21 protein-coding genes and 1 pseudogene are annotated in these 26,171 nt (G+C 61.4%); 18 read left to right on the plus strand and 4 right to left on the minus strand.

The window, feature by feature from the left end:
- Both GH660_RS16715 and GH660_RS16720 read right to left on the minus strand, forming a co-directional pair.
- A pseudogene (locus tag GH660_RS16715) lies at positions 1 to 382 on the minus strand (electron transfer flavoprotein subunit beta/FixA family protein); the annotation flags it as partial.
- A 66-nt stretch (positions 383 to 448) separates the two neighbouring features.
- Complete coding sequence (locus tag GH660_RS16720) at positions 449 to 2,089, minus strand: acyl-CoA synthetase (RefSeq protein ID WP_228276541.1); 1,641 nt, start codon at positions 2,087 to 2,089, stop codon at positions 449 to 451.
- A 160-nt stretch (positions 2,090 to 2,249) separates the two neighbouring features.
- Here GH660_RS16720 and GH660_RS16725 point away from each other — a divergent pair, with 160 nt between their 5' ends.
- Both GH660_RS16725 and GH660_RS16730 read left to right on the plus strand, forming a co-directional pair.
- Positions 2,250 to 4,271, plus strand: a complete 2,022-nt coding sequence (locus GH660_RS16725) for a PAS-domain containing protein (protein WP_153147905.1) — start codon at positions 2,250 to 2,252, stop codon at positions 4,269 to 4,271.
- A complete protein-coding gene (locus tag GH660_RS16730; RefSeq protein WP_153147906.1) occupies positions 4,268 to 4,996 on the plus strand; it encodes a response regulator transcription factor in 729 nt (242 codons plus the stop codon). Before GH660_RS16725 ends, GH660_RS16730 begins: the two co-directional genes overlap by 4 nt.
- A gap of 50 nt (positions 4,997 to 5,046) precedes the next feature.
- Here GH660_RS16730 and GH660_RS16735 read toward each other — a convergent pair whose 3' ends face one another.
- Together GH660_RS16735 and GH660_RS16740 are read right to left on the minus strand one after the other, a co-directional pair.
- The gene (locus GH660_RS16735; protein ID WP_153147907.1) at positions 5,047 to 6,357 is read right to left on the minus strand and encodes a homoserine dehydrogenase; all 1,311 of its coding nucleotides are present in this window, start codon (positions 6,355 to 6,357) and stop codon (positions 5,047 to 5,049) included.
- 9 nt (positions 6,358 to 6,366) lie between these two features.
- Positions 6,367 to 7,623, minus strand: a complete 1,257-nt coding sequence (locus GH660_RS16740; protein ID WP_153147908.1) for a pyridoxal phosphate-dependent aminotransferase — start codon at positions 7,621 to 7,623, stop codon at positions 6,367 to 6,369.
- Between the two features lie 124 nt (positions 7,624 to 7,747).
- On the opposite strand from GH660_RS16740, the gene GH660_RS16745 reads away from it, so the two are divergent.
- From GH660_RS16745 to GH660_RS16820, 16 genes are all read left to right on the plus strand, one after another.
- Positions 7,748 to 8,119 (plus strand): Mth938-like domain-containing protein, encoded by a 372-nt coding sequence (locus GH660_RS16745; protein ID WP_153147909.1) that lies wholly within the window; start codon positions 7,748 to 7,750, stop codon positions 8,117 to 8,119.
- Between the two features lie 26 nt (positions 8,120 to 8,145).
- Positions 8,146 to 8,718, plus strand: a complete 573-nt coding sequence (locus tag GH660_RS16750; protein WP_153147910.1) for a low molecular weight protein-tyrosine-phosphatase — start codon at positions 8,146 to 8,148, stop codon at positions 8,716 to 8,718.
- Positions 8,719 to 8,945: 227 nt separating this feature from the next.
- Positions 8,946 to 9,530 carry an XrtA/PEP-CTERM system exopolysaccharide export protein gene (locus tag GH660_RS16755; RefSeq protein WP_153148005.1) on the plus strand — a complete coding sequence of 195 codons (585 nt, stop codon included), beginning with the start codon at positions 8,946 to 8,948 and terminating at the stop codon, positions 9,528 to 9,530.
- Positions 9,531 to 9,600: 70 nt separating this feature from the next.
- A complete protein-coding gene (locus GH660_RS16760; protein WP_153147911.1) occupies positions 9,601 to 11,157 on the plus strand; it encodes an XrtA system polysaccharide chain length determinant in 1,557 nt (518 codons plus the stop codon).
- A 9-nt stretch (positions 11,158 to 11,166) separates the two neighbouring features.
- Positions 11,167 to 12,084, plus strand: coding sequence for an XrtA-associated tyrosine autokinase (locus GH660_RS16765; protein WP_153147912.1), 918 nt, complete (start codon positions 11,167 to 11,169; stop codon positions 12,082 to 12,084).
- Positions 12,074 to 13,822, plus strand: coding sequence for a TIGR03016 family PEP-CTERM system-associated outer membrane protein (locus GH660_RS16770; protein ID WP_194266347.1), 1,749 nt, complete (start codon positions 12,074 to 12,076; stop codon positions 13,820 to 13,822). The genes GH660_RS16765 and GH660_RS16770 overlap by 11 nt, the downstream gene beginning before the upstream one ends.
- 4 nt (positions 13,823 to 13,826) lie before the next feature.
- The gene (locus tag GH660_RS16775) at positions 13,827 to 15,053 is read left to right on the plus strand and encodes an XrtA/PEP-CTERM system-associated ATPase (protein ID WP_153147914.1); all 1,227 of its coding nucleotides are present in this window, start codon (positions 13,827 to 13,829) and stop codon (positions 15,051 to 15,053) included.
- Positions 15,050 to 16,222, plus strand: coding sequence for a non-hydrolyzing UDP-N-acetylglucosamine 2-epimerase (gene wecB, locus GH660_RS16780; protein WP_153147915.1), 1,173 nt, complete (start codon positions 15,050 to 15,052; stop codon positions 16,220 to 16,222). Before GH660_RS16775 ends, wecB begins: the two co-directional genes overlap by 4 nt.
- Positions 16,223 to 16,226: 4 nt before the next feature.
- Complete coding sequence (locus tag GH660_RS16785) at positions 16,227 to 17,069, plus strand: XrtA system polysaccharide deacetylase (RefSeq protein WP_153147916.1); 843 nt, start codon at positions 16,227 to 16,229, stop codon at positions 17,067 to 17,069.
- A 5-nt stretch (positions 17,070 to 17,074) separates the two neighbouring features.
- Positions 17,075 to 18,112 carry a FemAB family XrtA/PEP-CTERM system-associated protein gene (locus GH660_RS16790; protein WP_153147917.1) on the plus strand — a complete coding sequence of 346 codons (1,038 nt, stop codon included), beginning with the start codon at positions 17,075 to 17,077 and terminating at the stop codon, positions 18,110 to 18,112.
- Positions 18,113 to 18,119: 7 nt separating this feature from the next.
- Complete coding sequence (locus tag GH660_RS16795) at positions 18,120 to 19,331, plus strand: TIGR03087 family PEP-CTERM/XrtA system glycosyltransferase (RefSeq protein WP_153147918.1); 1,212 nt, start codon at positions 18,120 to 18,122, stop codon at positions 19,329 to 19,331.
- Positions 19,332 to 19,350: 19 nt separating this feature from the next.
- Positions 19,351 to 20,523: a TIGR03088 family PEP-CTERM/XrtA system glycosyltransferase gene (locus GH660_RS16800; protein ID WP_153147919.1), complete on the plus strand. Its 1,173-nt coding sequence runs from the start codon at positions 19,351 to 19,353 to the stop codon at positions 20,521 to 20,523.
- 21 nt (positions 20,524 to 20,544) lie between these two features.
- Complete coding sequence (locus GH660_RS16805) at positions 20,545 to 22,452, plus strand: XrtA/PEP-CTERM system amidotransferase (RefSeq protein ID WP_153147920.1); 1,908 nt, start codon at positions 20,545 to 20,547, stop codon at positions 22,450 to 22,452.
- Positions 22,449 to 23,666: a TIGR04063 family PEP-CTERM/XrtA system glycosyltransferase gene (locus tag GH660_RS16810; protein WP_153147921.1), complete on the plus strand. Its 1,218-nt coding sequence runs from the start codon at positions 22,449 to 22,451 to the stop codon at positions 23,664 to 23,666. Before GH660_RS16805 ends, GH660_RS16810 begins: the two co-directional genes overlap by 4 nt.
- A 1-nt stretch (position 23,667) precedes the next feature.
- Positions 23,668 to 24,888, plus strand: a complete 1,221-nt coding sequence (locus GH660_RS16815) for a glycosyltransferase family 4 protein (RefSeq protein WP_228276542.1) — start codon at positions 23,668 to 23,670, stop codon at positions 24,886 to 24,888.
- Complete coding sequence (locus tag GH660_RS16820; RefSeq protein ID WP_153147922.1) at positions 24,881 to 26,170, plus strand: putative O-glycosylation ligase, exosortase A system-associated; 1,290 nt, start codon at positions 24,881 to 24,883, stop codon at positions 26,168 to 26,170. The genes GH660_RS16815 and GH660_RS16820 overlap by 8 nt, the downstream gene beginning before the upstream one ends.
- The last annotated feature ends 1 nt before the right edge of the window (position 26,171 follow it).

Genomic DNA, 26,171 nt, shown 5'->3' on the forward strand with positions numbered 1-26,171 from the left:
CGGTCTGGTTGGCGTCGTCGTCGATGGCTTGCTTGCCGCAGATGACGAGTTGCGGGGCTTCCTTGTCGCACAGCGCCTTCAGGAGCTTGGCGACGGCCAGCGGCTGGAGGTCGACGTCGGTTTCGACGAGGATGCCGCGGTCGGCACCGATGGCCATCGCGGTGCGGAGCGTCTCCTGGCAGGCGGCGACGCCGCACGAGACGGCGACGACTTCCGTGGCAATCCCGGCTTCCTTCAGACGCACGGCTTCTTCCACGGCAATCTCGTCGAACGGGTTCATGCTCATCTTGACGTTCGCGAGATCCACCCCCGAACCGTCCGCCTTCACCCGGACCTTCACGTTGTAGTCAATCACCCGCTTCACGGGTACCAATATCTTCATGGGTCTCTCCTTCTCCGGACAAAAAGACCCCTGCCAGCGAGGGCATCGTGGCAAGGGGAAGGCGGATTACTCGATGGCCAGCGCCGACTGGGCGTGCTGACGCAGGACGTACTTCTGGATCTTGCCGGTCGAGGTCTTGGGCAGCTCGCCGAAGACGACCTGCTTGGGCACCTTGAAGCGGGCCAGGTGGCCGCGGCAGTGCTCGATGATCTCGGCCTCGGTGCAGCTCGCATCGGTCTTGAGCTCGACGAAGGCGGCCGGCACCTCGCCCCACTTCTCGTCGGGCTTGGCAACCACGGCGGCGGCGACCACCGCCGGGTGGCGGTAGAGCACGTCCTCGACCTCCAGCGAGGAGATGTTCTCGCCGCCGGAGATGATGATGTCCTTGGAACGATCCTTGATCTTGACGTAGCCGTCGCTATGGACGACCGCTAGGTCGCCGGTGTGGAACCAGCCGCCGGCGAAGGCTTCCTCGGTCGCCTTGGGGTTCTTCAGGTAGCCCTTCATGACCAGGTTGCCGCGGAACATGATCTCGCCCATCGTTTCGCCATCCCAGGGCACGGGTTCCAGGCTGACCGGGTCGAGCACGGTGATCGCTTCCTGCATGTGGTAGCGCACGCCCTGGCGGCCGTTGCGGGCGGCGCGCAGGTCGATCGGCAGCTTGTCCCATTCCGGGTGCTTGGCGCAGACCGAGGCCGGGCCGTAGGTTTCGGTCAACCCGTAAACGTGGGTGATATTGAAGCCCATCTGCTCGGCGCCCTCGATGATGGCGGCCGGTGGCGCGGCGCCGGCGATCAGGCCGTTGACCTGGTGCTCGATGCCCTCCTTGAGCGCTGCCGGGGCGTTGATCATCATGCCGTACACGATGGGCGCGCCGCACATGTGGCTGACCTTGTGTTCCTTGATCAGGCCGAAGATGACCGCCGGGTCGACCTTGCGCAGGCAGACGCTGGTGCCGGCATTGGCCGCCAGCGTCCACGGGAAGCACCAGCCGTTGCAGTGGAACATCGGCAGCGTCCACAGATAGACGGAGTGCGGCGGCATGCCCCAGGAGATGATGTTGGAAGCCGAGTTCAGGTAGGCGCCACGATGGTGATAGACGACGCCCTTCGGATTGCCGGTGGTGCCCGAGGTGTAGTTGAGGGCGATGGCGTCCCACTCGTTGTCCGGCAGGCGCCAGGCGAAATCGGGGTCGCCCTCGGCCAGGAAGGCTTCGTAATCCTTTTCGCCGAGGCGCTCGGCGCCCGGGTACTCGGCATCGACGATATCGATGACCAGCGGCTTCGGCCCTTCGAGCAGCGCCAGGGCCGCCTTGACGGTCTTCAGGAATTCGGGATCGGTGATCAGCACCTTGGCTTCGCCGTGCGCCAGCATCAAGGCGATGGCTTCGGCATCGAGGCGGGTGTTCAGCGTATTGAGCACAGCGCCGATCATCGGCACGCCGAAATGGCACTCGAACATCGGCGCCGAGTTCGGCAGCATGACGGCGACGGTATCGCCCTTGCCGATGCCGCGGCCCTGTAGCGCAGAAGCGAGCTGGCGGCAGCGGTCGTACGACTCCTTCCAGGTGTATTGGCGATCGCCCTGGATGACGGAAATGCGTTTCGGGTAAATGAAGGCCGAGCGCTCGAGAAAGCTCAGCGGGGACAGCGGGACGTAGTTGGCCGGATTCTGGTCGAGACCGACTGAATAGGGGTTAGCTGACACAAATGTCTCCTCACGATTCATGCAAAAGTGCTGTTCTCGTTGTTGGGGTACCGCTATTTTTTTTAGGAGGATCGCAAAACACTCTTGCGCAACTATTTTTGAAATGTAACGAATGGTTACAAAGGCAGGTGGCGCGCCATGCCTGCCTTAGAATCGTCGGATGAACTCCGGTCCGACCTCGCCCGATACCGCCCAGCGCTATGAAATGCTGCAGGCCGGGCTCGACCTGCTCGACCAGGGCATTACCGTGTTCGACGTCAATCTGCGCCTGGTGGCCTGGAACGAGCCCTTCCTCCGCCTGCTCGAGTTTCCGCGCGAACTGGCCTATGTCGGCGCGCCCTTCGAGAGTTTCATCCGCTTCAATGCCGAACGCAGCGAATACGGCCCCGGCGACCGCGAGACGCAGATCGCCGAACGCGTCGCGGCGGCCGCCAGCTTCGCGCCGCACGTGACCGAGCGCCAGCGCCCCAATGGCCGCACCCTGCTGCTGCGCGGCGAACCGCTGCCGCACAAGGGCTTCGTCACCCTGTACAGCGACGTCACCGAGCAGCGCTACATCGAGAACCTGACCGAATACCAGAACATCCAGCTCGACGAGCGGGTGCGCCGGCGCACCGCCCAGCTGGAAAACGCCAACGCCAACCTGACGCGCGCCAACGACGAGAAGACGCGCATGGCCGTGGCGCTCAAGCGCAGCGAGGAACGCCTGCGCCTGATCAACGACACCATTCCCATCCTGATCGGCTATGTCGACCGGCACGAGGTCTACCAGTACGCCAACAAGGGCTATTCCGACTGGTACGGGCATCCGGAAGGCGGCGTCACCGGCCGCGCCGTCCTTGACGTGATCGGCCCCCATGTCTACGGACAGGTGCGCGACGCGGTGAAGAAGGCGCTTTCCGGGCAACAGGTGACCTACGAGTACCAGATGGAGCGGCAGGGGCAAACCGTCTTCGCGCGCAGCACGCTGGTCCCGGAAATCACGCCGGAAGGCGAGACGCTGGGGTTTTTCGTCTTCTCGCACGAGATCACCGAGCAGAAGCGCATGCAGGCGGCGCTGATCCAGGCCCAGAAAATGGAGGCCATCGGGCAGTTGACCGGAGGACTCGCCCATGACTTCAACAACCTGCTGACCGTCATCATCGGCAACCTGGCGGCGCTGCAGGATCACCGGCCCGACGATTCCGCCGTCCAGGAATTCGTCCAGCCCGCGCTTCAATCCGCCCGCCGCGGCGTGCAACTGATCAAGCGGCTGCTGACCTTTTCCCGCCAACAGCCGCTGGAGCCGCAGGCGGTCGATATCGGCCGGTTGATCGGCAACCTGGGCAAGCTGGTCCGTCGCTCGCTGCCGGAATCGATCGCCGTATCGACCGACCTCGCCGGGGCTTCGATCCATGCGCTGGTCGACCCCGGGCAACTGGAAAGCGCCCTCCTCAACTTCGCCCTCAACGCACGCGACGCCATGCCCGACGGCGGGCGCCTGCACATCGCAGCCCGTTCGGTCGAGCTCGCCGGCGACGCCGCGGCCTTCGACGTCCTGCCCGGCCGCTACGCGCTGCTCGAGGTGGCCGACAATGGCAGCGGCATGGATGCGGCAACGCTGGCCCGCGTTTTCGAGCCCTTCTTCACGACCAAGCGCTTCGGGCTGGGCAGCGGGCTGGGCTTGTCGATGGCCTATGGTTTCGTCAAGCAGTCGGGCGGCGGCATTTCGATCCAGAGCCAGCCCGGACAGGGAACGACGGTGCTGATGGTGCTGCCGCTGACCACCCCCGAGGCCGATGACGATGCTGCGGGTGACGATGCGCCGCACGCGCCGGCCGGCGAACTGGTGCTGCTGGTCGAGGATGATCCCGACGTCCGGCGCGTCGTGCGCCAGCAGCTCGTCGATTTCGGCTACCCCGTCATCGAGGCGGAAAACGGCGTGCAGGCCATCGAGATGATCGAGCAGATCGCCGACATCGCCATCGTCGTCAGCGACGTCATAATGCCTGGCGGGGTCAACGGGCGCCAACTGGCCGATTTCGTGCTAAGCGATCACCCGCACATGCGCATCGTGCTGATGAGCGGTTATACCGACGAAGCCGCCGGCGACGTCGCCAGCGAACTGCCCGTGCTGGCCAAGCCCTTCGCCCGCCAGGATCTGGCGCGCGCCCTGCAGGCGACAAAGCGAGAAAGGTCATGAAAGAAGTCGAATCTCAGAAGCTGATCGTCATCGTCGAGGACGACCCGGACGTCGCGCGCATCATCGAGCAGGTGCTCAACGACTTCGCTTTCCGCACCGTCTGGTGCCGCAGCGCCGGCGATCTCCTGCGCCGCCTGCGCAACCTGCAACCCGACCTCTGCATCATCGACCTCGGGCTGCCGGACATGGACGGTATCGAGGCCATGCAGCGGGTGCGCAGCCAGTCGCCCTGCGGCATCCTGATCCTGACCGGGCGCGCCCACGTCAGCGATCGCGTCATGGGCCTCGAGATGGGTGCCGACGACTACGTGCTGAAGCCGTTCGAACCGCGCGAACTGGTCGCCCGCGTGCGCAGCATCCTGCGCCGCCGGGAATCCGCCAGCAGCGGCCAGGCCCGGCAGATCGCCGAATTCGCCGGCTGGCGCTTCAATCTCGCCAACAATACGCTGCATGCGCCGTCGGGCGAGGAACTCCTGCTGAGCACCTCGGAAGCCGACCTGCTGCGCATTTTCGTCAACCATCCGAACCGCATCCTGCAGCGCGAGCAGCTGATGGGGACGCGCGACCTGGCGCCGACCGACCGCAGCATCGACGTCCGCATTTCACGGCTGCGGCGCAAACTGGAACCGGACCAGGACAGCCCGGCCTTCATCAAGACCGTCTATGGCGCCGGCTACCTGTTCCTGGCGTCGGTGAGCTGGATGGCGCCGGTGGCCGACCAGTAAAAACGGGGACCACTGGTCCCCGTTCGTCGTACCGCCCTGCGACAGCCAGCTTACTGCAGTTCTTCCAGACGGATGCGCTTGACCTTGCCCTTTTGCGCCGGCAGGCCTTCGATCCCGGCGATGGCAGCATCGGCGGCGCTTTCCCGGCAGACATGGGTGAGGATGATGATGTCCGTCTCGCCCTCGCCCTCCTCCGGCTCGCGCTGCAGCAGGGCGTCGATGGAGATGCCCTGGTCGGCCAGGATGCGGGTGACGTCGGCCAGCACGCCAGGCTTGTCTTCGACGCGCAGGCGCAGATAGTAGCCGGTCTCGACCTCGCTCATCGGCAGGATGGGCAGATTGGACATGGAATCCGGCTGGAAGGCCAGGTGCGGCACGCGATGCTCGGGATCGGCCGTCGCCAGACGCGTCACGTCGACAATGTCGGCGATCACCGCCGAGGCGGTCGGCTCGGCGCCAGCACCCTTGCCGTAATAAAGCGTCGTGCCGACGGCATCGCCCTTGACGACGACGGCGTTCATCGCCCCCTCGACGTTGGCCAGCAGACGCTTGGCCGGAATCAGCGTCGGGTGCACGCGCAGTTCGACGCCATTGTCGCGGCGCTTGGCGATGCCGAGCAGCTTAATGCGGTAGCCGAGTTGTTCGGCGTACTTGATGTCGGAGGCTTCCAGCTTGGTGATGCCCTCGACGTAGGCCTTGTCGAACTGGACCGGGATACCGAAGGCGATGGCGGAAATCAGGGTCGCCTTGTGCGCTGCATCGACACCCTCGATGTCGAAGGTGGGGTCGGCCTCGGCGTAGCCGAGACGCTGGGCTTCCTTCAGCACGTCATCGAAGGAGAGGCCCTTGTCGCGCATTTCGGACAGGATGAAGTTGGTGGTGCCATTGATGATGCCCGCCGCCCATTCGATGCGATTGGCGCTCAGGCCCTCGCGCAACGCCTTGATGATGGGGATGCCGCCGGCGACGGCCGCTTCGAAGGCAACCATCACCCCCTTGTTCTGGGCGGCGGTGAAGATCTCGGTGCCATGCACCGCAAGCAGCGCCTTGTTGGCCGTCACGACGTGCTTGCCGTTGGCGATGGACTGCATGACCACTTCCTTGGCCACGCCGTAGCCGCCGATCAGTTCGACGATGATGTCGATTTCCGGATCGCTGACCAGCGCGAAGGCATCGTCGGTGACGCGGGCGGCACCGGCAGTCACCTGCCTGGCCAGCTCGACGTTCTTGTCGGCCACGGCGGTAATTCGAATCGGACGGCCGGCGCGGCGGGTAATTTCCTCCGCGTTGCGCTTGAGAACGGTCCAGGTGCCACCGCCGACGGTGCCGATGCCGATAAGGCCAACATTGATGGGTTTCATGGTCTGACTTTACTTGGGTTGGTTAACTTGGGAAGTTGCTTGCGTGTGATGGCGTTTGCGGTAGTTTTCCAGGAAGCGGGCAATGCGCCCGATAGCGTCCTTCAGATCATCTTCGTGCGGCAGGAAAACCAGGCGGAAATGATCCGGATGCGGCCAGTTGAAGCCGGTCCCCTGAACCAGCAACACCTTTTCTTCCTGCAGCAGTTCGGAAATGAACGCCTGGTCATCCCGAATCGGGTAAACCTTCGGATCCAGACGCGGGAACATGTAGAGCGTCGCCTTCGGCTTGACGCAGGTGACGCCGGGAATCGCCGTGATCAGGTCGTAGGCGACATCCCGCTGGCGCCGCATGCGACCGCCTTCGGTGACCAGATCGTCGATGCTCTGATAGCCGCCCAGCGCCGTCTGGATGCCGTGCTGTCCCGGCGCGTTGGCGCACAGACGCATCGAGGCCAGCATCTCGAGCCCCTCGATGTAATCCCTGGCGTGCCGCTTGTCGCCGGAAACGACCAGCCAGCCGGCACGATAGCCGCAGGAGCGGTAGTTCTTGGACAGTCCGTTGAAGGTGATGGTCAGCACGTCGTCGGACAACGCCGCGATCGACGTATGCTTCTCGCCATCGTAGAGCACCTTGTCGTACACCTCGTCGGCATAGATGATCAGGTGATGCTCGCGGGCAATGGCGATGATTTCCTTCAGCAACTCGTCCGGATAAAGGGCGCCGGTCGGATTATTGGGGTTGATGATGACGATCGCCTTGGTGTGCTTGGTGATCTTGCTGCGGATATCGTCAAGATCGGGCAACCAGCCGTTGCCCTCATCGCACAGGTAATGCTTCGGCGTACCGCCGGAGAGGCTGATCGCCGCCGTCCACAGGGGGTAATCCGGGGCCGGCACCAGCACTTCATCACCGGCATCGAGCAAGGCGTTCATGGCCATTACGATCAGCTCGGAAACCCCGTTGCCGACATAGATGTCGTCCAGCGTCACACCCTTGATGTGCTTCTGCTGGCAGTAGTGCATGATCGCCTTGCGCGCCGCGAAAATCCCCTTGGAATCGGTATAGCCGGCGGCGCTCGGCAGGTTGCGAATGATGTCCTGCTGGATTTCTTCCGGCGAGTCGAAGCCGAACGCGGCCAGATTGCCGATGTTCAGCTTGATGATCTTGTGCCCCTCTTCCTCCATCTGCTTGGCCTTCTGCAACACGGGGCCGCGGATGTCGTAGCAGACGTTGGCCAGCTTGGCGGATTTCTTGATCGGTTTCATGACGTGGTTCCATCGGAACAGCAGCCATTCGCAATCGGGCAGCCTGCTGTACACCAAAAGGTATAATCCTACTTTATCGCATGGTGCACCGCAATTTCGACGGGCTTTTCGGGCAGACAGCACAGTGAAACTCCACCTCTCCAATACCGCCGGGCTGAATCTATTCACCGCCTATGGCGAAGGCTTCGTTGCGGTCAACCACGAAAAATACGGAAAAAACCTGATTCTCCTGCCGGAATCGATCATCCCCGAGTGGTCGACCGCAACTCCCGCGACGCTGGACACCGCCGACATGGCGAAACTGCTCGGACTGGGCGTCGAAATCATATTGCTCGGCACCGGCAGGCAACTGCGGTTTCCCCCCGGCGCCCTGCTGCGCCCCTTCGCACCGGCCGGCATCGGTCTCGAAGTGATGGACCTGCAGGCCGCCTGCCGGACGTACAACATTCTCGCCGCCGAGGGCCGCAAGGTGGCAGCGGCTTTGCTCTTCGACTGAAGATCAACTCGTTGCTGGAGGCGACAATGCCCGACACTCCGTCAAGCGCCCCGGCAACCCGAATCCTGTTCGTCTGCATGGCCAATATTTGTCGTTCTCCCATGGCGGAAGCGGTGGCCCGTTCGGTCGCGGAGGCCCAGGGCATCGCCAGGTCGTACACTTTCGATTCCGCCGGCACCATCGCAAACTTCGCAGGCCAGGTGCCGGACGACCGTGCCCGGCGAGTAGCCGCCGGAAGGGGATATTCGATGAGCGGCATCAAGGCCCGGACCATAGCGCTCAGGGATTTCGAGAAATTCGACCTGATCCTCGCTATGGACCGAAAAATCCTTCTTTCCCTGCAGAGAATCTGCCCCGAAGTGCATCAATCCAAAATCCGACTCTTCCTGGATTATGTGCCGGACGAAACGGGCGACGACGTCCCTGACCCCTACTACGGGAACCTCGCGGGGTTCGAGCATGTGTTGGATCTTTGTGAAAGGGCGGCGCAAACGCTACTTCCACACACTTCGCAAAGCGATTCTCTTTCGGACGAAGCCAATACGCAGGGAGGCTTCCTGTCGCGTATCAGGGAGTTCCTTGCCCGACACCGCCACTGATCAGCCAGCGGTCAAAATCGCTCCGGCGGGTGCTATGCTTCACCCGCCGCTTGCCGGACGCATCCGTGAAATACTTCCTCGGAAGACAGGAATAGTTGCGTTATCCTGAACCCGCTTCCGTTATGATATCGGTCTGTTATATAGATCTGCAGGCATTGCCTGCAAACTCACTGGGGGAAATTTTTATGTCCATCATTCGTTCCACTGCAAAGATCGGGGTCAAGTGGATGACCACGGCGCTTGTCGCCCTGGCACTTGTCGCATGCTCGTCAACCCGTCCGCCAGCCCCGGCCGCAGGATCGTCTACGGACTACAACTACAAAATCGGGCCAGGCGACAACCTCAGCATCGTGGTCTGGCGCAATCCCGAATTGTCGATGATCGTCCCCGTGCGTCCGGACGGGAAGATTTCCGCTCCGCTCGTCGACGATCTCAACGCCATGGGCAAGGATCCGACAACGCTGGCGCGCGATATCGAAAAGGAACTGGGGAAGTTCATTCGCGATCCGATCGTCACCGTCATCGTGACCGGATTCGTCGGCCCCTACAGCGAACAGGTGCGCGTCGTCGGCGAAGCCGCCAGGCCGCAGACCCTCCCCTACAAGCAGCAGATGACCCTGCTGGACGTCATGATCGCCGTTGGCGGCATCACCGATTTCGCCGATGGCAACCGTGCGACCATTCTCCGCGCCTCGGAGAATAACCAGCAGTACAGCGTGCGCCTCAAGGATCTGGTCAAGCGCGGCGACGTATCCGCGAATGTCGACATGAAACCGGGCGACATTCTGATCATCCCGCAGAGCTGGTTCTGACACTCGCAATGTGACATCCACCGCCGCGGCAGCAATTTACCCGCGGCGGTTACAAGTTCGGACTTCTCAGATGGAAGATATTCTTCGACAGGTCTTGGTCGCCTTGCGCGCGACCTGGAAATACCGTCGCCTGGGCATGATTGCAGCATGGTTGATCGGCGCCATCGCTGCCGGTGTGATCTTGCGTATTCCCGACAAATACGAGGCTTCAGCGCGGGTTTTCGTCGATACGCAATCAATTTTGAAACCGTTGATGTCTGGCCTCACGGTACAGCCGAATGTCGAGCAGCAGGTAATGATGCTCAGTCGCACCCTGATCAGCCGGCCCAATGTCGAAAAGCTGATCGCCATGGCCGAACTCGACAAGAATCCGGGTAACAAGAACTCGCATGAGGATCTGATCGATCGCCTGATGAAGTCGTTGTTAGTCACGAACACCAACCGCGACAACCTTTACACCATTTCGTATCGGGACACCGACCCGGAAAACGCCCGGAAAGTCGTCCAGGCGCTCACTTCAATCTTCGTCGAGTCGAGCCTGGGAGACAAGCAACAGGACTCCACCTCGGCGCGCAAATTCATCGAGGATCAGATCCGTAGCTATGAAAAGAAACTCGAGGAAGCCGAAAACCGCTTGAAGGAGTTCAAACTGCGCAATGTCGACATGCAGACCGAAGGCAAAGACAGTATCGATCGACTTTCGGAAATCGTCGCCAATTTGAACAAATCCAAACTGGAACTGCGTGAAGCAGAAAATTCGCGCGATGCGCTACGTCGCCAGATTCTGGGTGAAGAGCCCGTTCTTCTCCCCGATTCCTCTGGCTCGGATTCAGGTTTGTCCCTGCCTGAAATTGATGGTCGAATCGAGGTACAGAAACGAAACCTTGACAACCTGCTACAAAAATATACTGACAATCACCCGGATGTAGTTGGTACGCGGCGCCTGATCAAGGAGTTGGAAGAACAGAAGCGCCAGGAAGTGATTGCCCGCCGCAAATTCGCCCAGGCCAACCCTGGCGCCGCGGTCAGCAACAATCCGGTCTATCAGCAGCTGAAGGTCTCCCTGGCTGAATCCGAGGCAAATGTCGCTTCATTGCGTGCGCGGGTGAGTGAATACGAATCGCGCTACAAGCGAGTCGCCAATCAGATGAAAAACGCACCTCAACTTGAGGCGGAGTTTGTCCAACTCAATCGCGACTACGAAATTCATAAAAAGAATTACGAACAACTCGTCAGTCGCCGGGAGTCCGCGGAAATTACGGGTAACCTGGAGTCGGCGCCCGGTGTGACGAACTTCCGTCTGGTAGATCCGCCCCGCGTGTCGCCCAAACCGGTTTCGCCCAACCGTCTGGCCCTTCTGCCGCTCGGCCTGCTATTCGCACTCGCGGGTGGATTCTTTGTCGCCTTTATCGCCAGCCAGTTGCGCCCGGTCTTTTTCGATGGGAAATCCTTGCGCGATGCGACAGGCCTGCCTCTCCTGGGCGTCATTTCCCTAGTACCCAGCGATACACTCCTCCAGCAAGAGCGCGCAAGTCTGCGTCGCTTCATGCTGGCCGGTGCAGGGCTCGTTACGGCTTATATTGCGGGCCTTTCATTGCTTACGATTCTCTCCCATCGTGCTGCCTGAGGAAAATCAATGAGTCTGATTGAACAAGCAGCCAAGCGTCTCGAGCAACTCCGCCAGGCTGGCGTCGAACTACCCGAAGATGACGTCCAAACGCAGATCCAGGCACGGACGCCTGCAGCAGTCCGCATCGACAGCCCGGCCAAGGAATCTGCAGTTCCACCAGTTACCAATTCCATGCGCTCCAGGCAGGTTGACCTTAATCTCGATGCAATTGCCGCATCGGGTCTTTTGGTCCCTCAAACCACCAGCACAAAACTGGCGAACGAATATCGCGTCATCAAGCGTCCACTGATCGCCAATGCCATGGGACGCGGCGCCGCACCAGTCGAAAATGGCAATCTCATCATGGTCACCAGCGCGTTGCCGGGAGAAGGAAAGAGTTTTACTGCAATCAACCTGGCGATGAGCATCGCGATGGAACTGGACAATACCGTCATGCTCGTGGATGCGGACGTTGCCCGTCCATCGATTCTGAACATGTTGGGCCTTCCTCCCGCCGAAGGCCTGTTGGACGTCGTACAAGAAAATTCGGTGGATATCTCCCGCGTGCTGTTGCGAACGAACGTCGAAAAGCTCTCGATCCTACCCAGCGGTACGATGCACGCCCGTGCCACCGAACTGCTGTCGAGCGATGCCATGATCCGCTTGCTCGAGGACATGTCAAAACGCTATCAGGACCGGATCATCATTTTTGACTCCCCGCCGTTGTTGCTGACTACGGAAGCCAGGGCCCTGGCCACGCACATGGGGCAGATCGTAATGGTCGTTCACGCCGGACAAACTGCTGAGGCTGCCGTCAAGGAAGCCATCGGAACCATCGATGCCTGCCCGGTGAAAATGATGGTCTTGAATCAGGTCCGCCAGGCTGCACCTGAAGGCTATGGGTACGGTTACTCGTTCGCTTACGGATATGGCAATGAAAAATAACCCCGTGCGGATTTGCTCGGCATCGGGCATCGTTTTTTTCTGTTTAACTTCCGTTGCTCCAGCACAGCAATTCGGTAGCACTTACGCCACACCCGCTTCTGCTACCACTGACCAGAACATTCCAAGCGCTACGGCCTCGCAACCGCAAAATTTGACTTCCGTTGCACCGGCACCGCAATTTGGAGGTGCCTACGTTACACCGGTTTTCACAAACACCAACCAGAACATCCCGGGCACCACAGCCTCGCAACTGCGCAGATACGGAGAAAGCAGATCACAACAGGACCCTCCCGCCATTCCTGCGCGCTCCTGGAGTGTCGTGCCTCGGGTGCGCTGGACGGAAACCCTGACGGACAATGTCAATCTGTCGGCCCAGAAGGAAGGCGACCTGGTCAGCACGCTCGCTCCCGGGGTTCGCATCAATGCCAATACCGCCCGGCTGAACATGGTCCTCGACTACGATTTGGTCGGCTATGCATATGCGCGAAATTCGGATTACAACAACTTTCAGAATTATCTGAATACGTTCGGCACGCTTGAAGCGATAGACAACTGGTTCTTCGTCGATTTCAGCGGCTACGTTTCGCAACAGATGATTTCGCCGTTCGGAACCCAATCTGTCAGTAATGCGAACATCAACGCAAACCGTGCCCAGACCCAAACCTACCAGGTCTCTCCCTATATCCGCGGCCAACTGGGTGGCGATATCGCTGAATACTTCCTGCGCTACAACGCCACCACGACGAGAACTTCAAATGGGTCCGTATCCGACGTGGACATCTCGCAGTGGATCGGTCAGGTTCGTGGCGGAACCCCCTTCCAGAATCTTGCCTGGACAATCGACGGCAGCCAGCAGAATACCGACTACTCGCTGGGACGGGATTACGATGATGAACGCGTTCGAGCCATCCTGACCTATCGCCTGTTTCCACAACTGCGCATCTCCGGTAGCGGTGGCCAGGAATCGAACAACTACATTACGATCAACAACGAAAGCTACTCGACCTACGGCTATGGACTCGACTGGCGGCCAACAGATCGTACGATCGTCGCCGGGTTCCAGGAAAAGCGCTTTTTTGGCTGGGGTCATAATGTCAACATCAGCCATCGCTTCCCCCTGACAGGTATCCAGTACACCGATGTGCAAGACGTGGCCTTTCTTTCCAGCGGATACACCCCGCCCGGCCAGGGAACGGTCTACGACCAATACGACGCCTTGCTCGCCAACCAGTATCCCGACCCCGTTGCCCGTGCCGCCTATATCAACAACCTCCTGAATCAGGCTGGCATTGCGCCGAATTCCCAGGCGGTATACGGCTACCTTAACAATCGGCCACAGGTGCGGCGTACCCAGCAGTTATCGCTTGTCCTTTATGGAGCCCGCAATTCCATTACTTTCCGCGGGACACGCATCACCGACGAAACCTTGTGGGTGGCCGGCGGCATTGACGATCCCACCAATCCATTTTCGAAAGTCATTCAAACTGGCTACAGCGCCATTCTCGCCCATCGCCTTACGCCGCTGACCAGCTTGAATGTTGGCGCTCTCTACCAAAAGACCGACGCTCCTTCGAACACGGCACTCAACAACGACCTGACGATGTTCCAGGTCGGCGTTTCGTCCCGTCTGGGCGCACGAACCGTCGGAACGATCAATGCACGCCGCTCGGTCTATAGCAGCGAGTCGAATCCCTACAACGAGAACGCCCTGAGCGCGTCGCTGATTTTTTCCTTCTGAGCGTATGTACGAATCATTTTATGGTTTGACCAGCAAGCCATTCCAACTAAATCCCGACCCGGCTTTTTATTTCGCCAGCAAGCAGCACCGTCGCGCCACGGCCTACCTCGAATATGGGATGCACCAGAACGAAGGGTTCATCATCATCACCGGCGAGGTCGGCGCCGGGAAGACGACCATCGTCCGAGGACTGCTCGACAGCCTGGACCAGGACAAGATCGTTGCAGCGCACCTGGTCAGCACGCAACTCGACGCAGATGACACCTTGCGTCTGGTTGCGGCCGCATTCGGAATTCGCACCAAGGATGTGTCGAAATCCGATGTGCTGATGTCGCTCGAAGCCTTTCTCATCAGCATGACCGGCAAGGGAAAACGTTGCCTGCTGATTGTCGACGAGGCGCAGAACCTGACATCGCGCGCTGTCGAAGAATTGCGGATGCTTTCCAATTTCCAGTTCGGCAACCACGCGCTGCTGCAAAGCTTCCTTATCGGCCAGCCCGAGTTTCGCGACATCCTGCAAAGTCCTCACATGATGCAGTTTCGTCAGCGCGTCATCGCTTCCTGTCATATCGGTCCGATGGATGTCGAGGAAACCGCGGCGTATGTCGAACATCGCCTGAAATGCTCCGGGGCGGGTGAATGGCCCAAGATATTGCCCGATGCGCTTGAGGCGATATTCAAGGCGAGCAATGGCATTCCTCGCCGTATCAATGCCGTCTGTGATCGCCTACTGCTCTCGGGATACCTCAACGAAAAAAGAGAGTTTGGCGCAATCGATGTCGAGGAGGTTGCACGGGAGATCCTGGAGGAAACCGAAGGCGGTCGTCCGGCTCCCCGAACACAGATGGAGATGGAGATGGGAATGGAGATCACCGCCACAGAAGCGGTGCACCATGCCATACCAGATATCGATGCTCAGGTATCCCGGGTCATTTCCGGCCTGGTCCAGCCGCAACAGAAGTCGTCGCGGGGCAGAAAGAAGCAACTGGCTGCCCACTTGCAAGGCGTCAACACCGGCGACCTGCAACAACTTCTTGCTGGACTGAACGCCGGCCAGTTCAACGACCGTCTGGCGCGCCTCGAACGTGGCCTCCATCAACTCGAGCTCATCAACACGACGACCCTGGCCCTGCTTCACCAGGTGCTCGCCGCTGCTCCCGACACTGATCCACAGAATGCCAAGCCCCGCAAGGCCCCCAGGGACACCAAGGCCCCCAAGGAGCAAGAATGACGGCGTCGCAGTGGCCCGCCAGTCTCGGGCCTGTACTCTGTGTTGTTGGCGCGCGCCCGAATTTCATGAAAATGGCGCCGATCCTGCGTGCCTTGGCAGCAAACACACCTGTCATTCCCGCACTGCTTGTGCACACCGGCCAACATTACGACCGTGAGATGAGTGACAAGTTGTTCGAAGACTTGAATCTGCCTCGCCCCGACATCAATCTCGACGTCGGTTCCGGTTCCCACGCCGTTCAGACGGCAGAGGTGATGCGCCGTTTTGAGCCGGTGCTGGACACGCATGTTCCGTCCTGCGTCATCGTGGTCGGCGACGTCAATTCGACGCTGGCCTGTACGCTGGTTGCTGCCAAGAAAGGCATCCCCGTGGTCCACGTCGAGGCCGGTCTGCGCAGTTATGACCGCGCAATGCCGGAGGAGATCAACCGCGTATTGACCGATCAGATCGCCGATCGTCTATATACGACCGAACGCAGCGCCGAGGTCAATCTGGCACGCGAGGGCATCACGCCGGAACGCGTTCGTTTCGTGGGCAACGTCATGATCGACTCACTGCTCTACAATCGGACCCTTGCACGGACTCCCCGGGAAACGCTGGCGGCGGCAGGCGCGAACCCGGCCTTGGTCGACCAGAAGTCGGGATATGGCGTTGTTACCCTGCATCGCCCCGCCAATGTCGACGATCCGGAAACCCTGGCTGCATTGCTGGGTGTCCTGCGTGAAATTTCCGAACACCTGCCGCTGGTCTTCGCGATGCATCCGAGAACCCGGGCCAATATTCAGCGCTTCGGTCTCGCGAACCTGGTCGCGGGGCCACGGCTGGTCGTCCTGCCGCCGCAAGGTTATCTTGAAATGCTCGGCCTGATGGCCGAATCCCGCATGGTATTAACCGATTCCGGCGGCCTTCAGGAAGAGACGACGGCGCTTGGCGTTCCCTGCCTGACGCTGCGCGAGAACACCGAACGTCCGATCACTGTCGAACAAGGTACCAATACGCTGGTCGGGCGCGATGTCGATGCCATTCGCGTTCAGGCTGGCGAAATCCTGTCGGGTCGGGGCAAGCAGGGACGCGTGCCGGAGCTTTGGGACGGACACGCCGCGGAACGCATTGCGGCCGATCTTGCGTCGTGGCTTGTTCGGGAAATGCCGGCATCGTCAACGAACTGATTTCATGCAAGCGCCCATTGTTACAAACGCTTTGACGATTGACGTCGAGGACTATTTCCAGGTCTCGGCATTCGCACCGCATATTCCGCGCCATGAATGGCCGCAGCGCGAATGTCGCGTCGAACGTAACGTCGACCGCATCCTCGCTCTCTTGGACGAGAAGGAAACCAAGGCGACCTTCTTCACGCTTGGATGGATTGCCGAAAGATACCCCGAGATCGTCCGCAGGATTGTCACCGAAGGACACGAACTGGCCAGTCATGGCTATGGCCACGAGCGCGCCAGCGAGCAGACGGAATCCGCGTTTTTCTCGGACATCAACCTGGCCAAGCTGATACTGGAAGACCTGGTGGGCACCGAGGTCAAGGGTTACCGGGCGCCCAGCTTCTCCATTGGCGCAGACAACCTATGGGCATTCGAATGCCTGGAACGTGCCGGCTACCGCTACAGCTCCAGCATCTATCCCATTCGCCACGATCATTACGGGATGCCCGAGGCCCCGCGCCACGCTCACGCCATCGGCGGACTGCTGGAAATCCCGGCCACCACCCTGCGCTTCCTGAACCGCAACTGGCCTGCCAGCGGTGGCGGCTATTTCCGCTTGATGCCCTACAGCCTCTCGCGTTGGATGCTCCAGCGGATCAACAATACCGACCAGCTTCCCGCGGTGTTCTATTTCCACCCTTGGGAAATCGATGTGGAGCAACCCAGGATTCCCGGAATCAGCCGCAAGACTCGTTTCCGGCATTATGTGAACATCAGCAGCATGGAAACGCGCCTGAAGCGCCTGCTGGGGGATTTCCGCTGGAGCCGGATGGACCACCTCTTCCTCTCTGAGCAACGCTGAACGCCATGCTGGAAATCAAGGTACTGGACCCGGCAGACAACGCCACGGCCCGACGGTGGGATGAATTCGTATTCGCCTGCCCGACGGCGACCTTCTTTCATCGCTCGTCCTGGCAAGCCGTGATACGCGACGTATTCCGCCATCAGACCCATTTTCTGTACGCTACCGATGAAACCGGTATCCGTGGCGTTTTGCCGCTTGCGCACGTGAATAGTCGGCTTTTCGGCAATGCGTTGGTCTCACTGCCCTTCGCCGTCTATGGTGGTGTCGCCGCAAACGATGCCGGCGCCGCCGGAGCTCTGGAAAACGCGGCGCAACAACTGGCGGAACGCCTGGCGGTGGATCACCTGGAATTCCGCAATGTCGTCCAGCGGCATGCCGACTGGCCGATGCAGGACCTCTACGTCACCTTCCGCAAGGAGATCCTGCCGGAGGTCGAAGCCAACATGCTCGCCATTCCGCGCAAGCAGCGGGCTATGGTGCGCAAGGGCATCAAGAACGGCCTGGTCGGCACGGTCGACCGCAACACTGACCGCTTTTTCGCGCTCTATGCGGACAACGTCCACCGTCACGGCACCCCGGCGATGCCCAAACGCTATTTCGATACCCTGCTCCATGTATTCGGCGAGGACTGCGAAGTATTGACCGTCAGCGGGGCCGATGGGCGCCCCCTCAGCAGTGTGCTCTCATTTTATTTCCGCGACGAGGTATTGCCTTACTATGCCGGCGACGATGAGAGCGCACGTCACCTTGCCGCCAACGATTTCAAGTACTGGGAACTGATGCGCAGGGCATGCGAGCGCGGACTCAAGGTTTTCGACTACGGGCGCAGCAAGCACGGCACGGGATCCTTCGCCTTCAAGAAGAACTGGGGCTTCGAGCCACAGCCGCTACACTACGAATACCGCCTCTACAAGCGCGACAGCGTCCCCCAGAACAATCCGTCGAACGCGAAGTACCGGTTTTTCATCGCTGCCTGGCGACGCCTGCCCATCGCCGTGGCCAATCGGCTGGGACCGCATATCGTCCGCAATCTCGGCTGATCCGAAGATGGCCAACATCCTCCTGCTTGTCCATCGCCTCCCCTATCCGCCGAACAAAGGCGACAAGGTGCGCTCCTATCACCTGCTCAAGCATCTGGCGAAACAGCACCGCGTATTCCTCGGCACCTTCATCGACGACCCCGAAGACCGCCAGCATATCGACACGGTACGCGCCCTCTGCGCCGATCTGCATGTCGCCGAACTCAACCCGCGATTCGCCAGGATTCGCAGCCTCAACGCGCTTCTGGCCGGGGAACCACTAACGCTACGCTACTACAGCGACGCATCCCTGCGCGCCTGGGTCGACGAAACGCTCAAGTCCCGCCGCATCGGCAGCATCGTGATCTTCTCGTCGGCCATGGCACAGTATGTGCATGGAATTCCCCGCTTGCGGACCATCGTCGATTTCGTCGATGTCGATTCCGCCAAATGGACCCAATACGCCCCGCAGCACCGCTGGCCGATGTCCTGGCTCTACCGGCGTGAGGGAAGGCTGTTGCTCGACTACGAAAAACGCGTCGCTGCCTCGGCCGCCCGTTCGTTTTTCGTCACCGACAACGAAGCGGCGCTCTTTCGCCGCCTGGCCCCGTCATGTGCGGTTCGCGTCGATGCCATGTGCAACGGCGTCGATGCCGATTATTTTGCTGCGGACGATGGCCGCGCGTCCCCCTATGCCGCGGACGAATTGCCCGTCGTGTTCACCGGGGCGATGGATTACTGGCCCAATGTCGACGCAGCCACCTGGTTCGCCAGCGAGGTCATGCCAGGCCTTCTGGAGCGCTGGCCAAGCGCGCGCTTCTACATCGTCGGCCGCAGCCCGACCCCGGAATTGCAGGCCCTGGCCAGCGACAAGGTGGTCGTGACCGGCACCGTTCCCGACGTGCGGCCCTACCTTCAGCATGCTTCCGTGGTCGTCGCCCCCCTGCGCATCGCGCGCGGCATCCAGAACAAGATTCTCGAGGCGATGGCGATGGCGCGGCCGGTCGTCGCCTCCGCCGAATGTGCCGCTGCGGTCGACGCCGTGGTCGGGCAGGAATTGCTGACGGCCACCAGCCCGGACGAATACCGGGCGCACATCGGTCACCTGCTGGAAAACCCCGAAACCGGCGCCGAGATCGGCCGTGCGGCACGCCAGCGGGTAATCGCGCGCTACAGCTGGGAAGCCCACATGGCCGGTATCGACCGCTACATTGCACACACTGCCAGCCGTACCGGCTGACGCACCTGATCCGCTCCCGATGAACAGCAAGCAAGTCGCCACCGATCCGCGCCCACTGGTTGCCCATGTCATGTACCGCTTCGACACCGGCGGACTCGAAAACGGCATCGTCAATCTCATCAACCACATGCCGACCGATGCCTACCGGCACGCAATCATCGCGCTGACCGAGGTCACGGATTTTCGCAAGCGCATTCAAAGGGACGATGTCGAATTCATTGCACTGAACAAGGCGCCCGGTCACGGCTTCCTGCTATTCCCCAGACTTTTCCGGCTATTTCGCGAACTGCGCCCGGCCATCGTCCATAGCCGCAACCTGGCTGCCCTCGAAGTCCAGCTGCCGGCCTGGGCGGCCGGCGTAAGAGTACGTATCCATGGCGAACATGGTCGCGATGTCGGCGACCTGGATGGCTCGAATGTCACCTACCAGCGCGTACGGCGATTTTATCGGCCATTCGTGAGTTATTACCTCGCTCTGTCACGCGATCTCGCGGACTATCTAACCCATATCGTTCGCGTACCGGAAAACAAGGTGCTTCAAGTCTACAACGGCGTCGATGCCGATCGGTTCCATTCCGGAAGCATGGCCAGCGTCATGCCGGGCTGTCCCTTCGTGCGCCCCGATTGCTGGATAGTCGGCACCGTCGGGCGCATGCAGACCGTCAAGGACCAGCCGACGCTGGCGCGCGCCTTCATCCGCGCCCTGCAACTCGACCCGACACTCGCCACCCGCCTGCGACTGGTGATGATCGGTGCCGGCCCGCTGCGCGACGAGTGCCTGCAGCTTCTGGCCACCGCCGGCGTCGCGGACCTGGCCTGGCTGCCGGGCGAGCGCAGCGACGTGCCCGATGTCATGCGCGGGCTCGATTGCTTCGTGCTCCCCTCGCTGGCCGAAGGCATTTCCAACACCATTCTCGAAGCGATGGCCTCCGGACTCCCGGTCATCGCCACCGACGTCGGCGGCAACGCCGATCTCGTGAGCGCCGGGGAGACCGGGGAAATCGTCCCCGCGGCCGATCCGGAAGCCATGGCGCAACAGATCGTCCGTCTGGCCAATCACCCGGTACTGGCCCGTCGCATGGGTGCCGCCGGACGCGCCACGGTCGAGCGGCAATTCAGCATGGAAGCGATGGTCGCCGCTTACCGCGGCACCTACGACAAACTTCTGCACCGTCAAGGTGCCCCCGCTTAGCAAGGACAGGAGCAGCCCGACATGTGCGGCATCACCGGAATTTTCGATACTCGAGGCCAACGCGAAATCGATCGTGCAGTGCTCCATCGCATGAACGAATCGCAGTTCCATCGCGGCCCCGACGAGGGCGGCCTACACCTCGACCCGGGTGTCGGCCTCGGTCACCGGCGGCTCTCCATCATCGACCTTTCCACCGGCCAGCAGCCGCTCTACAACGAAGACGGCGCAGTTTGCGTCGTCTTCAATGGCGAAATCTACAATTACCAAGAGCTGATTCCCGAGCTCCAGGCGCTTGGCCACGTCTTCCATACCCGCAGCGACACCGAAGTCATCGTCCACGCCTGGGAAGCCTGGGGCGAAGCCTGTGTCGAGCGCTTTCGCGGCATGTTTGCCTTCGCCCTCTGGGACCGCAATCGCCAGAGCCTCTTTCTGGCCCGCGACCGGCTCGGCGTCAAGCCGCTCTTCTATGCCCTGCTCGACGATGGCACCTTCCTCTTCGGCTCTGAACTCAAATCGCTCCTCGCCCATGGCGGGCTGAAGCGCGACATCGACCCCTGCGCCGTCGAGGAATATTTCGCCCTCGGCTACGTTGCCGAGCCGCGCAGCATCTTCCGTCAGGCGCGCAAGCTGCCGCCGGGCACCACCCTGCTGATCTGTCGCGGTCGACCGGTTCCCGAGCCCAGAATTTATTGGGATGTCCGATTCACGCTGGACAACCCGATCAGCCACCGGGATGCGCTCGGTGAACTCAACCGCCGCCTCGAGGAATCGATCCGCCTGCGCATGATTTCCGAAGTCCCGCTCGGCGCCTTTCTCTCCGGCGGGGTCGATTCGAGCGCCGTCGTCGCGCTGATGGCCGGCATCTCGGCGGAACCGGTCAACACTTGCTCCATCGCCTTTGCCGATCCGGCGTTCAACGAATCCGAGTTCGCGCAAATGGTGGCCGACCGCTACCACACCCGCCACCACGTCGACCGGGTGGAAAGCGACGATTTCGATCTTGTCGATACCCTCGCCCGTCTCTACGACGAACCCTACGCGGACAGTTCGGCCATCCCCACCTACCGCGTCTGCCAGCTGGCGAGAAAACACGTCACCGTCGCCCTCTCCGGCGATGGCGGCGACGAGAGCTTCGGCGGTTATCGCCGCTATCGCCTGCATCTGATGGAAGAAAAGATGCGTGCCGCCCTGCCCCTCGGCCTGCGTCGCCCGCTGTTCGGCACCCTGGGCCGCCTCTATCCGAAAGCCGACTGGGCACCACGCGTTTTTCGCGCCAAGACGACCTTCGAGGGCATGGCCCGGACCTCGGTCGAGGCCTACTTCCATTCCCTCTCGATCCTGCGCGCCCCGATGCGCCGGCAGCTCTTCAGCGACGGCTTCCGCAGCGCGCTCGGCGGCTACGATGCCGGCGAGGTCTTCGCCCGCCATGCTGCCAACGCCGGCACCGACGATCCGCTGGCACTCATCCAATACATCGACCTGAAAACCTACCTCGTCGGCGACATCAACACCAAGGTCGACCGCGCCAGCATGGCCCATTCGCTGGAAGTGCGCGAACCCCTGATGGATCACCCCCTCATCGAATGGCTCGCCACGCTGCGTTCCTCGGAAAAGATCAACGGTCAGGAGGGCAAGTACCTGCTCAAGAAGGCCATGGAGCCCCGCCTGCCGGACGACGTGCTCTATCGCCCCAAGATGGGTTTCGCCGTGCCGCTCGCCCGCTGGTTCCGCGGGCCGCTCAAGACCCGCGTACAACAGGCCATCCTCGGCGACCGCCTGGCCGCCACCGGCTGGTTCAACCGCGACTACCTCAAGCATCTGGTCGACGCCCATAACAGCGGCGTGCGCGACTACAGTGCCTCGCTGTGGACCCTGCTGATGTTCGAAGCCTTTCTGCGCAACGTCATGGAAAACGGAGAACCCGCGTGACCCGCGTCCTGCACATTCTCGACCACTCGATCCCGCTGCACAGCGGCTACACTTTCCGCACCCTCTCGATTCTCCGCGAACAGCGCAAGCTCGGCTGGGAAACCGAGCACCTGACCACACCCAAGCATATCGGCTGCGACAAGGCCGAAGAAGACGTCGAAGGCTGGCATTTCTACCGTACGGCAGCCGCCGCCTCCCCCGCGCTGCCCGGTCTGGGCGAAATCGCCCTCATGCGCCAGGTCGAAAACCGCCTGCTGGAAGTGGTCGACCGCACCAGACCGGACATCCTGCACGCCCACTCGCCGGTCCTCAACGCCATTCCCGCCCTGCGCGTCGGTCGCCGCCTCGGCATCCCGGTCATCTACGAAATCCGCGCCTTCTGGGAAGATGCCGCGGTCGACCACGGCACCACCCGCGAAGGTAGCCTGCGCTACCGCCTGACCCGGGCGCTCGAAACCTACGCCCTCAGGCGCGTCGACCACGCATTCACCATCTGCGAAGGCCTGCGCAGCGACATCGTCGGGCGCGGCATTCCGTCCGGCAAGGTCAACGTCATCCCGAACGCTGTCGATATCGAATCCTTCGACCCCGGCGGCGAGCCGGATGCCGAACTCAAGGCGAAGCTGGGCCTGAACGGCGCTACCGTAATCGGCTTCATCGGCTCCTTCTACGCCTACGAAGGCCTCGATCTGCTGGTGGACGCCCTGCCCCTGATCCTCGCCCGACGCCCGGAAGTGAAACTCCTGCTCGTCGGCGGCGGTCCGCAGGACGCGGCGCTCAAGGCCCAGGTCGCGCGTCTCGGCATGCAGGACAAGGTGGTCTTCACCGGGCGTGTCCCGCACGATCAGGTCCAGCGCTACTACGATCTCGTCGACGTGCTGGCCTACCCCCGTCATTCCATGCGCCTGACCGAACTGGTCACCCCGCTGAAACCGCTGGAAGCCATGGCCCAGGGGCGCCTGCTCATCGCTTCGGATGTCGGCGGGCACAAGGAACTCATTCGCCACGGAGAAACCGGCATGCTGTTCCAGGCCGGCAATGCGCAGGCGCTGACTGACACCTTGATCGAACTGCTCGCCCAGGAATCCCGCTGGCCAGAAATTCGCCGTGCCGGTCGCCGGTTTGTCGAAAACGAGCGCAACTGGGCACGCAGTGTTGCCAACTACAAGCCGGTGTACGCCCAACTGATGCAAAACCACGGTCGCCGCCCCTGATATGCCGTCCAAGATCCGCACCCTGCTCTTCTCGACGCTCTACCCGAGCAGCACGCGGCCTGGCCACGGGATCTTCGTTGAAACACGCTTGCGCGAACTGCAAAAAAGCGGGGCGGTGGAAACGAAGGTCGTGGCGCCCGTTCCGTGGTTTTATTCGACCGCCGCGAAATACGGCGACTACGCCAGGATGGCGGCGACGCCACGGCACGAGGTCAGGAACGGAATCGAGGTCTGGCACCCGCGGTATTTTCTGCCACCCAAGGTCGGCATGAACATCGCGCCCTACGCCCTCGCCCTTGGTGCGTTGCCGACCATTCGCCGCCTGCAGCAAGAAGGTTTCGACTTCGACCTGATCGATGCCCATTACTACTACCCGGACGGAGTTGCCGCCGGGCTGCTCGCCGCCCACTTCGGAAAACCCTTCGTCGTCACCGCCCGGGGGACCGATCTCAACCTGATCCCCCAATACCCGTTCCCGCGCCGACTCATCCTGTCCACCGCGCGCAAGGCCGCCGCCTCGATCTCGGTCTGTCGCGCCCTGAGCGACGAACTCGCGCAATTGGGTGCCGATCCCGCCCGGCTCAAGGTACTGAGGAACGGTGTCGATCTCGTGCGCTTTCATCCCCAGTCTCCCGCCGAAGCGCGCATGCAGATCGGCATCGAGGGCGACAGGATCCTCCTTTCCGTCGGTCATCTGGTCGAACGCAAGGGACATCATCTGGTCATCGGCATGCTGCCGTTGCTGCCCGGCTACCGGCTCGTCATCGTCGGCGACGGCCCCGAACGGGGAGCGCTCGAAAACCTCGCCCGCCAGTCGGGTGTCGCCGACCGCGTCCGTTTTACCGGTGCCGTGGCGCAGGCGGAACTCGTCAGCTATTACTCAGCCGCCGACGTCCTCGTCCTCGCCTCCAGCCGCGAAGGCTGGGCCAATGTGCTGCTCGAAGCGATGGCCTGCGGCACGCCGGTAGTGGCAACCAGGATATGGGGCACGCCGGAAGTGGTGTCCTCGCCGGTCGCCGGTCGCCTGGCCGAGGAAAGGACGTCGGCCAGCCTGACGGCCGCCGTCAGCGCCCTGATGGCCGATTACCCGGACCGCGCCGAAGTGAGAAGATATGCTGAAAGCTTTTCATGGGAGCCGACGACCCGTGGCCAAGTCGAACTTTTCCATCAAGTAATCACCGCCGGCGATACCTCCCGGGCTGTCAAACCGAATCATGCGTGACATAACCATTCTCGGCGTCATTGCCGCACTCGCTGCCTATGCACTGGTCCACCCGTGGGTCGGTATCATGGGCTGGACCTGGCTCAGTCTGATGAATCCCCACGCACTGGCCTGGGAACTGCGCTTCATGCCGGTCGCAGCCGTGATGGCGGCCGCCACCCTGATCGGCGTCTTCATCTCGCGGGACCGGAAATCCTTCTACGTGACGCCTGAAACGGCCGTCCTCATCGCCTTCATGCTATGGATGAGCTTCACGTTGATTTTCGCCTTTTATTACGAGTGGAGCACTTTCATGTGGAAGCGGGTCATGAAGATCGACTTCATGATCCTTGTCGCACTGGTTGTTCTTTACAGCAAGAAGCACATCATGACCCTGGCTTGGGTCGTAGCCGGCTCCATCGGCTTCTACGGCTTTAAGGGTGGATTATTCACCATCGCTACCGGTGGCAGCTATCTCGTCTGGGGCCCGGCCGGCACCTATATCGAAGGCAATAACGAACTGGCGCTCGCCATGATTCTTGTCATCCCGCTGATCAACTTCCTGTACCTGACACAGGACAACAAGTGGATGAAGCGCGGGCTCCTAGTCTGGATGCTGTTATGCGCCGTCGCGGCGCTCGGCAGCCACTCGCGTGGCGCGCTGCTGGCCATCGGTGCAATGGGGTCGGTTCTCTGGTGGCGCTCGCCGGGCAAGCTCCGTTCCGGGCTGATCGTTCTGGTGATCGGCCTAATAGCGCTATTTTTCATGCCGGAGCAATGGATGGAGCGGATGACATCCATCGGTGAGTACAAGACCGACGCCTCGGCGATGGGGCGCATCAATGCCTGGTGGATGGCCTGGAACCTGGCCTCCGACCGTTTCCTCGGCGGCGGCTTCGAGATCTACACGCCGGAGATTTTCAGCGCCTACGCCCCGAATCCGCTTGACCTGCACCAGGCGCACAGCATCTACTTTCAGGTTCTCGGCGAACACGGCTTCGTCGGCCTCTTCCTTTTCCTGCTGATGTGGTGGATGGTATGGCGTCAGGCCGGGAAACTCAGGAAGGAAGGCCGCGCCAATCCCGAAACACAATGGATATCGCATCTCGGCAGCATGTGCCAGGTCAGCCTGGCCGGCTATGCTGTCGGCGGCGCCTTCCTCAGCCTCGCCTACTTCGACCTCCCCTATAACATCCTCCTGCTCGTCGTACTGGCACGACGCTGGCTAGACCGCAAGGCCTGGATCGAAGAAGCCGCTGCCGGTAAGACGATGCCCAACGTGGCGCCTGCGAGGGCAAGCTGAC

Source organism: Dechloromonas sp. H13 (genome assembly GCF_009469615.1).
In the GTDB taxonomy this organism is placed as follows: domain Bacteria; phylum Pseudomonadota; class Gammaproteobacteria; order Burkholderiales; family Rhodocyclaceae; genus Azonexus.

Coding starts and splice junctions, on each gene's coding strand:
- GH660_RS16725 (WP_153147905.1), top strand. CDS start 2,250: ATGAACTCCGGTCCGACCTCGCCCGATACCGCCCAGCGCTATGAAATG.
- GH660_RS16730 (WP_153147906.1), top strand. CDS start 4,268: ATGAAAGAAGTCGAATCTCAGAAGCTGATCGTCATCGTCGAGGACGAC.
- GH660_RS16735 (WP_153147907.1), bottom strand. CDS start 6,357: ATGAAACCCATCAATGTTGGCCTTATCGGCATCGGCACCGTCGGCGGT.
- GH660_RS16740 (WP_153147908.1), bottom strand. CDS start 7,623: ATGAAACCGATCAAGAAATCCGCCAAGCTGGCCAACGTCTGCTACGAC.
- GH660_RS16750 (WP_153147910.1), top strand. CDS start 8,146: ATGCCCGACACTCCGTCAAGCGCCCCGGCAACCCGAATCCTGTTCGTC.
- GH660_RS16755 (WP_153148005.1), top strand. CDS start 8,946: ATGACCACGGCGCTTGTCGCCCTGGCACTTGTCGCATGCTCGTCAACC.
- GH660_RS16760 (WP_153147911.1), top strand. CDS start 9,601: ATGGAAGATATTCTTCGACAGGTCTTGGTCGCCTTGCGCGCGACCTGG.
- GH660_RS16765 (WP_153147912.1), top strand. CDS start 11,167: ATGAGTCTGATTGAACAAGCAGCCAAGCGTCTCGAGCAACTCCGCCAG.
- GH660_RS16770 (WP_194266347.1), top strand. CDS start 12,074: ATGAAAAATAACCCCGTGCGGATTTGCTCGGCATCGGGCATCGTTTTT.
- GH660_RS16775 (WP_153147914.1), top strand. CDS start 13,827: ATGTACGAATCATTTTATGGTTTGACCAGCAAGCCATTCCAACTAAAT.
- wecB (WP_153147915.1), top strand. CDS start 15,050: ATGACGGCGTCGCAGTGGCCCGCCAGTCTCGGGCCTGTACTCTGTGTT.
- GH660_RS16785 (WP_153147916.1), top strand. CDS start 16,227: ATGCAAGCGCCCATTGTTACAAACGCTTTGACGATTGACGTCGAGGAC.
- GH660_RS16790 (WP_153147917.1), top strand. CDS start 17,075: ATGCTGGAAATCAAGGTACTGGACCCGGCAGACAACGCCACGGCCCGA.
- GH660_RS16795 (WP_153147918.1), top strand. CDS start 18,120: ATGGCCAACATCCTCCTGCTTGTCCATCGCCTCCCCTATCCGCCGAAC.
- GH660_RS16800 (WP_153147919.1), top strand. CDS start 19,351: ATGAACAGCAAGCAAGTCGCCACCGATCCGCGCCCACTGGTTGCCCAT.
- GH660_RS16805 (WP_153147920.1), top strand. CDS start 20,545: ATGTGCGGCATCACCGGAATTTTCGATACTCGAGGCCAACGCGAAATC.
- GH660_RS16815 (WP_228276542.1), top strand. CDS start 23,668: ATGCCGTCCAAGATCCGCACCCTGCTCTTCTCGACGCTCTACCCGAGC.
- GH660_RS16820 (WP_153147922.1), top strand. CDS start 24,881: ATGCGTGACATAACCATTCTCGGCGTCATTGCCGCACTCGCTGCCTAT.